9 protein-coding genes and 1 pseudogene are annotated in these 11,391 nt (G+C 65.1%); 6 read left to right on the top strand and 4 right to left on the bottom strand.

What is annotated here, in order from left to right:
• Nucleotides 1-3 precede the first annotated feature (3 nt).
• Nucleotides 4-936, bottom strand: coding sequence for a DMT family transporter (locus ACK6AU_RS09460; RefSeq protein ID WP_409298988.1), 933 nt, complete (start codon nucleotides 934-936; stop codon nucleotides 4-6).
• Nucleotides 937-1,027: 91 nt separating this feature from the next.
• On the opposite strand from ACK6AU_RS09460, the gene ACK6AU_RS09465 reads away from it, so the two are divergent.
• The 4 genes and pseudogenes from ACK6AU_RS09465 to ACK6AU_RS09480 all read left to right on the top strand — a co-directional run bounded on the left by ACK6AU_RS09465 (nucleotide 1,028) and on the right by ACK6AU_RS09480 (nucleotide 4,879).
• Complete coding sequence (locus ACK6AU_RS09465) at nucleotides 1,028-2,461, top strand: PLP-dependent aminotransferase family protein (protein WP_409298990.1); 1,434 nt, start codon at nucleotides 1,028-1,030, stop codon at nucleotides 2,459-2,461.
• Between the two features lie 15 nt (nucleotides 2,462-2,476).
• Nucleotides 2,477-2,596: pseudogene (locus ACK6AU_RS09470) on the top strand (hypothetical protein); the annotation flags it as partial.
• Between the two features lie 42 nt (nucleotides 2,597-2,638).
• Nucleotides 2,639-2,779, top strand: coding sequence for a hypothetical protein (locus ACK6AU_RS09475; protein ID WP_409298992.1), 141 nt, complete (start codon nucleotides 2,639-2,641; stop codon nucleotides 2,777-2,779).
• Nucleotides 2,780-2,965: 186 nt separating this feature from the next.
• The gene (locus ACK6AU_RS09480) at nucleotides 2,966-4,879 is read left to right on the top strand and encodes an acetate--CoA ligase (RefSeq protein ID WP_409298994.1); all 1,914 of its coding nucleotides are present in this window, start codon (nucleotides 2,966-2,968) and stop codon (nucleotides 4,877-4,879) included.
• Between the two features lie 323 nt (nucleotides 4,880-5,202).
• Here the strand turns inward: ACK6AU_RS09480 and ACK6AU_RS09485 are convergent, their stop codons facing one another.
• The 3 genes from ACK6AU_RS09485 to fabG are packed head-to-tail and all read right to left on the bottom strand — an operon-like array spanning nucleotide 5,203 to nucleotide 8,881.
• Complete coding sequence (locus ACK6AU_RS09485; RefSeq protein ID WP_409298996.1) at nucleotides 5,203-6,516, bottom strand: aspartate aminotransferase family protein; 1,314 nt, start codon at nucleotides 6,514-6,516, stop codon at nucleotides 5,203-5,205.
• Nucleotides 6,517-6,527: 11 nt separating this feature from the next.
• Nucleotides 6,528-8,078: an APC family permease gene (locus tag ACK6AU_RS09490; RefSeq protein WP_409298998.1), complete on the bottom strand. Its 1,551-nt coding sequence runs from the start codon at nucleotides 8,076-8,078 to the stop codon at nucleotides 6,528-6,530.
• A gap of 29 nt (nucleotides 8,079-8,107) precedes the next feature.
• A complete protein-coding gene (gene fabG / locus ACK6AU_RS09495) occupies nucleotides 8,108-8,881 on the bottom strand; it encodes a 3-oxoacyl-ACP reductase FabG (RefSeq protein WP_409299000.1) in 774 nt (257 codons plus the stop codon).
• Between the two features lie 214 nt (nucleotides 8,882-9,095).
• Here fabG and ACK6AU_RS09500 point away from each other — a divergent pair, with 214 nt between their 5' ends.
• Both ACK6AU_RS09500 and ACK6AU_RS09505 read left to right on the top strand, forming a co-directional pair.
• Nucleotides 9,096-10,112 carry a phosphotransferase enzyme family protein gene (locus tag ACK6AU_RS09500; protein ID WP_221775206.1) on the top strand — a complete coding sequence of 339 codons (1,017 nt, stop codon included), beginning with the start codon at nucleotides 9,096-9,098 and terminating at the stop codon, nucleotides 10,110-10,112.
• A gap of 184 nt (nucleotides 10,113-10,296) precedes the next feature.
• Nucleotides 10,297-11,367: an AraC family transcriptional regulator gene (locus ACK6AU_RS09505; RefSeq protein WP_312026253.1), complete on the top strand. Its 1,071-nt coding sequence runs from the start codon at nucleotides 10,297-10,299 to the stop codon at nucleotides 11,365-11,367.
• The last annotated feature ends 24 nt before the right edge of the window (nucleotides 11,368-11,391 follow it).

The following is an 11,391-nucleotide window of genomic DNA, read 5'->3' on the forward strand; positions in this document are numbered from 1 at the left end:
ATCTCACCTCCTACCCAGCAGCTTTTCGATCGGCAACTTGGTAATGGCGAATCCAGTCAGCAGGAGCACGATAAAGCCGACCAGTTCCCGAGATATCGCCACCCCCTCGTACCAAGCGCTGATGACCACGGCGAATACCGGAAAGATGATGAAAACAAACGACAGCACCACGGGGCTGAGGCGCTTGAGTAGGAAGAAGTACACGATGAATCCTCCGACCGAAGCCACCAATCCAAGATATGTAAGTGCGGTCCAAGATCGAACGGTGATGGTAGATAGGTTCGGGTGCTCTACCAGCAAGCCGGCTACGAACAGTCCTAGGCCGGCGATGCCGATGGGCAGCGTATTGAAGGTAATAACACTGATGTTCGCGCCTAGTTTTTTCGTAATGACATAGCTGAGCGCATGCAGGATTGCGGCGAGCAGGATGGCAAGCACGCCGAACAATTCCGAGTAGTCTAAGTGCAGGCCCTGGGACCTGATGATCATGAATAGGCTGCTGAAGCCGATGGCGATACCCAGAGCCTGCGACACAAAAACGCGCTCTTTCAGGAAGATCGCCGAGAAGATCAGGATGAACACTGGCATGCTGCTAAACAGCAGCGCGGTCAGCCCTGAAGCGACGTATTGTTCGCCATAGTTCAGTAGGTAATACGGCACGCTGAAGTAGCCGAGCGTCACGAAGATAAAGAAGGCCAATTGCTGGCGCGGGAAGAAGATCGACTCGCGGCGTAAGTGCGCAAAGAGCAGGAAGAGCGGGAATGCGATCAGAAAGCGTAACCCGGCGGCAGTGAGTGGCGGCACACTTTCCACTGCGATCTTAATGCCAAGCCAGGTGGTCCCCCAACTGATGCACACCACGAGGAACAGTACTGTGGTTACCAGGCCGGCGAGACGTACCTGCTGATTGCCACTTGTCAAAATTTGAATTGACATTATTTTCCCTCATCTAGGCGTGCGATTGTCTAAGATTGATATCTTTTATTGCCTGATTCCTTCTTTAAAAGGAGGTTAATTTGGAGCGAATATGCCGGTCAAAATAAATATTGACACCGATTCAATTTTCAGATTTTTCCTGCTTGATGGGCCTGGTCTGAAGTACAAACGTCTCGCCAAAGGCATCGAAGAATCCATCCGTAACGGAGCTATCAGACAGGGAGCCAAACTGCCGCCTCATCGGATCCTTGCGGACAAACTGGGTGTGACTGCGGGTACCGTGAGCAGGGCCTACGGCGAGCTGGAGCGAATGGGATTGGTGGAGGCGCGGATCGGAGATGGTACGTTCGTCCGAGGTCGCAGTGGGGATAGTGTTCGAGAGAAGGGTTTCCGCAATTTTGTAGACAGCCCGGACATTTGCAATGACATGAGCCGGAATATGCATATCCCCGGCAACGAGGCCCAACTGCTTTCAGACACTCTCCAGCAATTGTCAGGCTCCCCCGTACTGCAAGAGCTGATGCTTTATACGCCAGACACGGGATTGCCACGACACCAAGAAGCTGGAGCTATGTGGCTGTCTCACGGTGAGTTTCAAGCGCAGTACCAGCAGATCCTGTGCGTCAATGGCAGCCAGCACGGCCTGCTTGTTGTGCTCATGGCCATGCTACGTGCCGGCGACACCTTGGTAACGGAGCATCTCTCTTATCCTGGGTTAATCAGTGCTGCGCAGTTGCTGGGCATCAAGGTGCTTGGTCTGGACATGGACGATGAAGGCCTTCTGCCTGAATCCCTTAAGGAAGTCTGCACTGCAAATCGGGTGGTTGCGTTGTACTGCACTCCAACCATTCAGAATCCGACCACAGGGGTAATGTCGCTCATGCGCCGGGAGGAAATCGCGCGAGTCTGTCGTGAGCATAATCTCATCGTCATCGAAGATGAGACTCACGCTGTATTGATGGTCCGGCGCCCAGTACCTCTCTGCCATCTATTGCCTGAGCGGGGCATCCTGATCGGAGGTATGAGTAAAGCGGTCTCAGCAGGATTGCGTGTGGGGTATGTTCATGCACCTACTACCATGGTGGGTCGCATTGCGGCGGCGGTGCGCAACTCCTGCTGGATGGCGACACCGCTAGTTCTTGAGATTGCAAGCAAATGGGTCGAGGATGGCACCGCACAAACTCTACTAGAACACCAGACAGCGGAAATTAAACGCCGCCAATCGTTGGCCACGGATTTGCTCCAAGGCATTAGCTATCGTAGCCATCCATATTGCCCTCATTTCTGGATAGAAGTCCCCGCTCCCTGGCGTGCCGTCGAGATTGAACAGGGACTGCGCCAGCGCCAGCATCTGGTCACCACCGCAGAGGCTTTCAGTGTAGGGCGGGGGACATTGCCCCAAGCCATTAGAGTCAGCGTCAGCAATTCTCCAGGAGGAGATATGGCCCTGCTTGACGGCTTCGCAAGCTTGGCTGCTCTGCTGCGTAATGGACCAGAGAAAGCGCTGACGATACGTGCTTGGTAGCGATAATGACGGCTGCTGCATATCCACGACCTGGACATGCTCGCCGGCTACTGCGCCGGCAGTTCCCTGCACACCCTGCTGCACGAGGGCCTCAACGGCGTGCCGGACCACGGTGCATTGGTACCTGGCGGCCCCTGCGCGGTTGCTGGCCCTGGGGCGGCGCGGGCGGCCTAGGGCATGCAGCGCTTCGTGGTGCAACGGGGGCGTAGGGCGCGCATGCTCGATGCCGACCTGCCCGCGACAGCGCCCCGGCAGGGGTTGCCTGGATTGTGGCAGGAGCTGGGCGAACTCTTCGCCGATTTCCCACTGCGCAGCTGAGGGCCAGGCTGGCCGGCCGTGGCGGATCGACTAGGCTGCCAGGAGGCTCGCGGCGCAGAGTCAAAAAACTGTGGTGCAGGGTCAAGCAGGGACCGGGCGGCCTGCCCAGGATGGGCGCAGGCCGGCGGCGAACCTGCACGGCGAGCGCGGCCTATCGAACCTCCAACAAGAACAGGACATCGCGCAATGAATGCCTACCTGACCGCCTTGGCCCATGCCCAGGCCGATCCCGTCGACTTCTGGCACCAGCAGGCCCGCTTGCTGGACTGGATGCGCTTTCCCCGGCAGATCTTCCAGCAGCAGGATCCCCAGACCTACCAATGGTTCGCCGATGGGCAGCTCAATACCTGCCAACTGGCCCTGGACCGGCACGTCGAGGCCGGGCATGGCGAGCGCCTGGCATTGATCTACGACTCCCCGGTCACCGGCCAGCAACGGCGCCTGAGCTACGCGCAACTGCTGGAACAGGTGGCACGCTGCGCCGGCATGTTGCGTGGGTTGGGGGTGGAGCAGGGCGACCGGGTGGTGCTGTACATGCCGATGATCCCCGAGGCGGTGATCGGCATGCTGGCCTGCGCCCGGCTGGGGGCGGTGCATTCGGTGGTGTTCGGCGGCTTCTCGGCGGCGGAGCTGGCGGTGCGCATCGACGATGCCCGGCCCAAGGTCCTGCTGACCGCCAGTTGCGGCATCGAGTACGAGCGCGTGGTGCCCTACAAGCCGTTGGTGGACAAGGCCCTGGAACTGGTGGCGCAGCCGCCGGAGCGGGTGGTGGTCGTCGCCCGGCCCCAGGCCGGCGCCGAATTGCGCCAAGGCCGGGATGCCGACTGGGCAATGCTGATGGCCGGCGCCCAGGCAGTGCCACCGGTGCCCTTGCTGGCCGGCGAGCCGTTGTACGTGCTGCATACCTCGGGCACCACGGGCAAGCCCAAGGGTGTGCTGCGCGACAATGGCGGCCATGCGGTGGCCTTGAACTACAGCATGCAGGCGGTCTACGACGCCCAGCCGGGGGAGGTGTTCTGGGCCGCCTCGGACATCGGCTGGGTGGTGGGGCATTCCTACATCGTCTATGGGCCCCTGATCCGTGGTTGCACCACCTTGCTCTACGAGGGCAAGCCGGTGCGCACCCCCGATGCCGGGGCATTCTGGCGGGTGATCGCCGAGCACCGGGTGAATGTGTTCTTCACCGCGCCCACCGCCTTTCGCGCCATCAAGCGCGAGGACCCCCATGGCCGGCTGCGCCAGGACCACGATCTGTCCTGCCTGAAGGCGGTGTACGTGGCCGGCGAGCGCCTGGACCCGGCCACCTACGACTGGCTGCGCGAGTCGTTGCCCTGCCCGGTGATCGATCACTGGTGGCAGACCGAGACCGGCTGGCCAGTGGTCAGCACGCCGCGTGCAACCGCTGGTTACCCGGTCAAGACCGGTTCGGCGGGGCTGCCGGTGCCCGGCTACCAGTTGGCGGTGCTCGATGACCAGGGCGAGCCGGTGCCCTGTGGCGAACCGGGCAACATCGTGCTGCGCCTGCCTTTGCCGCCCGGGGTGCTCAATACCTTGTGGCAGGACCGCCAGCGGTTTGTCGACAGCTACCTGGGGACCTTTCCCGGCTACTACCTGAGCGGCGACGGCGGCTATGTGGATGCCGAGGGTTATGTGTTCGTCATGGGGCGCATCGACGATGTGATCAACGTGGCCGGCCATCGCCTGTCCAGCGGTAGCCTGGAGCAGGCCCTGGGCGAGCACCCGGCGGTGGCCGAATGCGCCGTGGTGGCCCTGGACGATGCCCTCAAGGGCGAGGTGCCGGTGGGCTTCGTGGTGCTCAAGCAGGACGCCCGGGTGGACCTCGGGCAACTGGAGCAGGCACTGGTGCAGCGGGTGCGCGAGCAGGTCGGGGCCCTGGCTTCGCTGCGTCGGGTACTGGTGCTCAAGCGCCTGCCCAAGACCCGTTCGGGGAAGATCCTGCGCAAGACCATCCGCAGCCTGGCCCGGGGCCCGGAAGTGGCGGTGCCGGCGACCATCGAGGACGTCCAGGTGCTCGATGAGCTGCGCCAGCTGTTCGCCGAGCAGGGCTTCTATGGCGCAGGATCGGGCCAGGTTGTTTAAGGAGATTGTAGGAGCGAGCGGGCGGCGATCCGGCTTGCCCGCGATGGGCTTCAGGGCGCTGCGTTGATCCAGGCAATACGCGCTAGCGTTAACCACCCTCGCGAGCAAGCTTCGCTCCTCCAGGTTGACTGACTGGCGGGTTCTTCAAGGCAGGCCTGGCCCTTGCAGGGCGTCTCTAAAAACGTAGGCGAGGCAGCCAGCGCAAGGCAAAAACCGGCGAAAAAGCGCAGTTTACAAGAGGTAAATGCGCATTTTGACCGGGCTGGCGCCCCCGCCGGTTTTTAACGCAGCGATGGCAATGCAGGTAGTTTTTAGCGGTGCCCTTACAGGCGCCGCAGGACTCGCTCCAGGGCGTCGAGGAACTGCCCGGCCTGATCCTGGCTGAAGCACAGCGGCGGGCGAATCTTCAGGGTGCTGTTGGCCGCTCCGGCAACGCCGATCAATATGCCTTCGTTACGCAACTGGTTGACCAGGCGCCGGGCGGTCGACGGGTCCATCGCACCGCTGTCCGGCTGGCGGATATCGACGCCCAGGAACAGGCCGGCGCCACGCACCTCGGCCAGCACCGGATGATCCGCCGCCAGGCTCTGCAGGCCCTGCATGAGCAGGCCGCCCACGTGCAAGGCATTGGCTTGCAGGCCTTCTTCCTCGATCACCTGCAGCACCGCCAGGCCCACCGCGGCCGACACCGGGTTGCCGCCGAAGGTGTTGAAGTAGCTGGCGTGCTGGCCGAAGCGCTGGACGATATGCGGGCGTACCGCCAAGCCCGCCAGCGGGTGGCCGTTGCCCATCGGCTTGCCCATGGTCACCAGGTCCGGTACCAGGCCGTGGCGCTCGAAGCCCCACATGTGGCTGCCGGTGCGGGCGAAACCCGGTTGTACTTCGTCGGCGATGAACAGGCCGCCGGCCTCGCGGATGGCTTGCACCGCCGGGGCGAGGAAGCCCGGCGGGTCGGCGAACACCCCGTCGCTGGTGAACAGGGTGTCCACCAGCAACGCCGCCGGGCGGATGCCATGGCGTTGCATATCGGCGATGGCCGCGCGCACCTGGGCGGCGAAGACCTGGCCCACCCGCTCCGGGTGCCGGGCGTCGTGCAGTGGCGCATCCACCACCCGGCAGTCCCGGGACAGCGGCACGTAGTCGCCCACCGAGGGCGACAGCTCGGCAATCGCCAGGGTCATGCCGTGGTAGGCGTAGCGGGTGACGATCACCCCGGTGCCGCCGCTGTAGTCTCGGGCGATGCGCAGGGCCAGGTCGTTGGCCTCGCTGCCGGTGCAGGTGAACATCGCCTGGCCCAGCTCCACGGGCAGGGTGGCCAGGAGCTTTTCGGCGTAGTCCAGCACGCCTTCGTGCAGGTAGCGGGTATGGGTGTTGAGTTGCGCGGCTTGCCCGGCCAGGGCCTGGACCACCCGGGGATGGCAATGGCCGACCGAGGCGACGTTGTTGTACAGGTCCAGGTAGCGCCGCCCGGCGCGGTCCTGCAGCCAGGCGCCGCTGCCGCTGACCAGGTGCAGGGGTTGCTCGTAGAACAGCTGGTAGGCCGGTCCCAGCAAGCGTTGCCGGCGCTCGATCAGGGCGCGCTGGGCGCTGTCCAGGGCCTCGGCGTGTTCGGCTTGGAAGGCGTTGACTTTCAACATGGCGAGGCTCCTCAGGGCTCTTGGCGTTCATCGTCCATGACGATGCTGCCGATGATGTGGTACTTGCGCCGGTCGAAATGCCGGAAGTACAGGGCGATGGCCGCACCCAGGGCGAAGCTGGCGGCGACGATCCAGGGAATCAGCTTGAACAGCAGCGATTGCGCGGCGCTGCCGGCGGCGAAGCTGAGGTTGGCGAACAGCAGGTAGACCACGTAGAGCATGCCCAGCCCGCCCAGTAGGGGCGCGAGGAAGGTCTTGAACCAATGACGCTGGGTCACATGGCGGGTGCCCAGGTGGAAGTAGCAGACCACCGCGAAGGCACAGAGCGCCTGGACGATCAGGATGCCCATGGTGCCGAGGATCGCGAGCAGCGCGTAGAGATCGGCGTAGGGGTCCTTGCCCGCGGCCAGGAAGGCCAGGACGATGGCCGTGGCGATCAGGCTCTGCACGGTGGAGGCCACGTGGGGCGAGCCGTGGCGCGGGTGGGTGCGGCCGACGCTGCGGCCGAGGCAGTCGAACAGGTTCTCCCGGCCCAGGGCATAGAGGTAGCGCGAGGCGCAGTTGTGAAAGGCCATGCCGCAGGCGAACGAGCCGGTCACCACCAGCAGCTTGAACAGGCTCACCGCCCACTCGCCCAGGTACAGGCGCGTCGGGCCGTAGAACACCTCGGCGGCCTGGGCCGGGTCCTGGGCCAGGCGGATGGCTTCGCTGGGGCCGGAACCGGCGATGGCCATCCACGACACGAAGACGTAGAACACGCCGATGCCGATCACCGCCAGCAGCGTGGCCAGGGGAATGATCTTCTTCGGATTGCGCGACTCCTCGCCGTACATGGCCGAGGACTCGAAGCCGACCCAGGACCAGAAGGCGAAGAACAGGCCGATGCCGGCATTGGCGCCGATCACCCCCTGGGCCGGGGTGAAGGCCTTGAGCGGATTGATCGACTCTGGCGCCAGGCCCTGGGGGCCGCCACCGTGCCAGAGCACGGCGCCGGCCATCAACGCCAGCATCAGGATCTCCAGCACCAGGCAGATGCCCAGCACCTTGGCGGTCAGGGAAATGTCGAAGTAGCTGAGGATGCCGTTGGCCGCCAGCATGGCCAGGGCGAACAGGACCCAGGGCGCCTGGAGCCCGCTGACACTGGCCAGCAGGTCGACGCAGAAGAAGGCGAAGATGCCCACCAGGGCCGCTTCGAAGACGATGTAGGTCAGGGTCACGGCGATGCCGGCGGCCATGCCCACCACCCGCCCGAGCCCGTGGGCAATGAAACCGTAGAAGGCCCCCGTGGCGGTAATGTACTTGGCCATCTGCGCATAGCCGATGGCGAACAGCGCCAGGATCACCGTCGCCACCAGATAGCCGGCGGGCGCGTACTGGCCGTTGCCGCTGCCGATGGCGATCGGCACGTTGCCGAGCATGGCGGTGATCGGCGCCGCCGTGGCCACCGTCATGAACAGTACCCCCATCAGGCCCACGGCGTTCTTGCGCAAGCGCTGGACTTCCTGGGGCCGGGCCGGTGCATCGAGTTGCTGGGACAGCTTGTCCGTATAGATCTCGCTCATGGGGGCACTCCGTCAGAGAGGTGAAGCCTCTAGGCAAGGGCCTGGAGGGATTCGGGCAGGATCTGGCCGCCGTCGACGACCAGGCTCTGCCCAGTGATGTAGCCGGCTTCGCGGGAGGCGAAGAACAGCGCGGCGTTGGCAATGTCCTCGACGCTGCCCAGGCGCCGCAGCGGCACCGAGGCGGCCATGCTGTCCTGGTACGCCTGGCCCATGCCCTGCAGGCCTTCGGTGAGGATGTTGCCCGGCAGCACGGCATTGATGGTGATGCCATCGCTGGCCAGTTCGAGCGCCGCGGTGCGCATGAAGCCCAGTTGCGCGGCCTTGCTGGCGCCGTAGTGGGCCCAGCCGGGGAAGCCGGTCACGGGGCCGGTGATCGACGAGGTGAGGATCACCCGCCCGTACTCGGCCTGGCGCAGGTAGGGCAGGGCCGCCTGGACACAGAGGAAGTTGCCCTTGGCGTTGGTGGCCAGCACCCCGTCCCAGTCGGCTTCGCTCATCTGTTCGAGGCTGGCCGAGGGGAACACCCCGGCATTGCAGCACAGCACGTCCAGCCCGCCGTGGCTGCCGGCGACGTCGGCCAGCAGCTGGCGGACCGCGGCGCCCTGGGCCACATCGGCGACGAACCCCTCGACCTGCAGGCCTTCGTCACGCATGCGCCGGGCAACGCCCTGGACCTTGTCGGCGTGGCGGGCGCTGATGGCGACCCGGGCGCCCTGGCGGGCGAAGCCATAGGCGATGCCCAGGCCGATGCCGCTGGTGGCGCCGGTGACCAGAACGCTTTTGCCTTGAAGTGAAGTGAGCATGGATAAGTCCTTTTGCGTGGATTGAATGGGATGGTGGAGCGCGGACGCTGGGTCGCACTTGACCGCGCGGCACAACTTTTACCCTGAAATATCAAATCTGTGGCGACGGCCGCGCGCCTTGTGTCCTGGAGTCAAGATTTCGCCCCGGGCGGTCAAGCGATGCGCGTCGGCCGCCTCGCATCCTGTGGTGGCCTATCTACCCTGGAGCGCGCTGATGATGACTGCCTCGAACCCCGCCAACGACCTGGATGCCGTTGCCCCCCTGGCCAGCCGGGCCGTCCTGCGCTATGCCCCGGCGCTGCACGGCGAGCTGCGCCTGCTCAGCCATTCGGAGAACGCCACCTACCTGTTGCACAACAGCCGTCGGCGTTCGGTGATGCGGGTGCATCGCCCGGCCTATCACTCGTACCAGGAGATCGCCAGCGAACTGGCCTGGCTGGCGGCGCTGCGCGAGGAGGGGTTGCAAGTGCCCGACGCCATCGCCGGCCTGGATGGCCAGTTGATCCAGCAAGTCGAGCTGGCCGGGCTGGGCAGCCGGTATGTGGTGCTGTTCGACTGGATCGAGGGCCGCGAGCCTCCGTCCCACGGCCTCGATGCTTCGTTCCGCCGCCTGGGGGCGATCAATGCGCGCCTGCACCAACAGGCCCGGCGCTGGCGCAAGCCCCGGGACTTCACGCGCATGACCTGGAACCACGCGAGCATGCTCGGTCCCGAAGGGCATTGGGGCCCCTGGCAGCAGGCCCCCTACCTGGACGAGGGGGCTCGGGCGCTGATCGGCGAGGTGGTGGGCGTCCTCGGCCAGCGCCTGGCCGACTATGGCCAGGGGCCCGAGCGTTTCGGCCTGATCCATGCCGACCTGCGCCTGGCCAACCTGCTGGTGCAGGGCGAGCACACGCGCATCATCGACTTCGACGATTGCGGGTTGGGCTGGTACCTGCACGACCTGGCCGCGGCCTTGAGTTTCTTCGAGCATCGTCCTGAGCTGGCGCAATGGATCGACAACTGGCTGCAGGGCTACTGCAGCCAGCTGGCGCTTGCGCCCGAGGACCTGGCCATGCTGCCGACCCTGATCATGCAGCGGCGCCTGCAACTGCTGGCCTGGACCGGAACCCACCGGGGGACGGCGCAAGCCGAGTGCCTGGGGCGCGAGTGGGTGCAGCAGACCCTGGGGTTGTGCCGGCGCTACCTGGATGACGGCTGGCGGGGTGTCCTGGCGCACGGGGGGCATTGAATCGATGTTACAAACCGCTACGCCCCGCACCGGTGCACTGGCGCCCGGCTCCGAGCAACGCCTGGCGCCGACAGTGCCGGGCTTGAGACCGCGGAGCCCGGCGCCGCGGGGCCTGGCGGGGATCTGGAATGGAACTTGCGTAGTCCAGCTCCCCGTCCATGGTGACTGTGCAAGGAGGTTCCCGGTGCCCCTGATCACCACGTCCACGAGCCGTCCCCATGAAAGCCAGGTCGGCGTCCTCGCCTCGGCCGCCACCGGCCTGAGCGATTTCATCCAGATGCACGGCGGTAATCCCGAACGCATCCTGGGCATGGCCGGCATCGATCCCGAGCAATTGCTGCACCCGACCCTGAGCCTGGACCTGAACCAGTATTGCTCGGTGTTCGAGGAGGCGGCCCGGCAGACCGGCAACCATAATTTCGGCCTGCGCTATGGCCAGCAGTTCCGCCCGGACTCCCTGGGCCTGCTGGGTTATGTGGGGATGTGCTCGGCGACCCTCGGCGAGGGCCTGCGCAACGTCGCCCGGGCCTTTCCGGCGCACCAGCAGGGCAGCCTGCTGCGATTGGTGGAGGACGGCGAGCTGTGTCGCCTCGACTACCAGGTGCAATACGGCGCCATCTTGCGCAAGCGCCAGGATGCCGAGCTGTCCCTGGGCATGTTCGCCAACCTGATACGCCATGCCCTGGGCCAGAACTGGGCGCCGGAGCGGGTGCATTTCGAACATCCGCAGCCCGAGGCCTGGCATGAGCACTGCAAGGTGTTCGATGCCCCGGTGCTGTTCGGCCAACCCTGCAATGCCCTGGTGTTTCGCCGCAGCGTGCTGCAGCGACCGATGCCCGGGCACGACCCGAAGCTGCTGGCGATCCTCCTGGAGAGCCTGCACAAGCTCGCGGTGGCCGGCGCCGACCCGGGCCGACCGGACATGGTCGCCGAGGTGCGGGCCCAGGTGCGCGACCTGCTCGGCGAGGGCTACCCGTGCCTGGAGCAAGTGGCCCATAACCTGCGCATGCCCAGCTGGACCATCCAGCGCCGCCTGGGGGAAAGCGGCCTGACCTTCTCGAGCCTGGTGGACACCGTGCGCCAGGAACTGGCGCTGTACTACCTGCAGCAATCGACCCTGCCGATCTCCGAGCTGGCCCTGGCCCTGGGGTATTCGGAAATCAGCGCGTTTTCCCGGGCTTTTCGCCGCTGGTACGGCGTCAGCCCGATCCAGTGGCGCCAGGCCCATCGCGGGTTGGAGCCAGGGCCGGCTTGAACCGAGAGAGGGGCGAGCGTCCGG

The sequence above is a fragment of the Pseudomonas sp. KCJK8993 genome (assembly GCF_046230915.1).
Classification (GTDB): Bacteria; Pseudomonadota; Gammaproteobacteria; order Pseudomonadales; family Pseudomonadaceae; genus Aquipseudomonas; species Aquipseudomonas piscis.

Excerpts from the sequence above, each read along its gene's own strand:
- ACK6AU_RS09460 (WP_409298988.1), bottom strand. The coding sequence starts at position 936 with ATGTCAATTCAAATTTTGACAAGTGGCAATCAGCAGGTACGTCTCGCC.
- ACK6AU_RS09465 (WP_409298990.1), top strand. The coding sequence starts at position 1,028 with ATGCCGGTCAAAATAAATATTGACACCGATTCAATTTTCAGATTTTTC.
- ACK6AU_RS09475 (WP_409298992.1), top strand. The coding sequence starts at position 2,639 with ATGCAGCGCTTCGTGGTGCAACGGGGGCGTAGGGCGCGCATGCTCGAT.
- ACK6AU_RS09480 (WP_409298994.1), top strand. The coding sequence starts at position 2,966 with ATGAATGCCTACCTGACCGCCTTGGCCCATGCCCAGGCCGATCCCGTC.
- ACK6AU_RS09485 (WP_409298996.1), bottom strand. The coding sequence starts at position 6,516 with ATGTTGAAAGTCAACGCCTTCCAAGCCGAACACGCCGAGGCCCTGGAC.
- ACK6AU_RS09490 (WP_409298998.1), bottom strand. The coding sequence starts at position 8,078 with ATGAGCGAGATCTATACGGACAAGCTGTCCCAGCAACTCGATGCACCG.
- fabG (WP_409299000.1), bottom strand. The coding sequence starts at position 8,881 with ATGCTCACTTCACTTCAAGGCAAAAGCGTTCTGGTCACCGGCGCCACC.
- ACK6AU_RS09500 (WP_221775206.1), top strand. The coding sequence starts at position 9,096 with ATGATGACTGCCTCGAACCCCGCCAACGACCTGGATGCCGTTGCCCCC.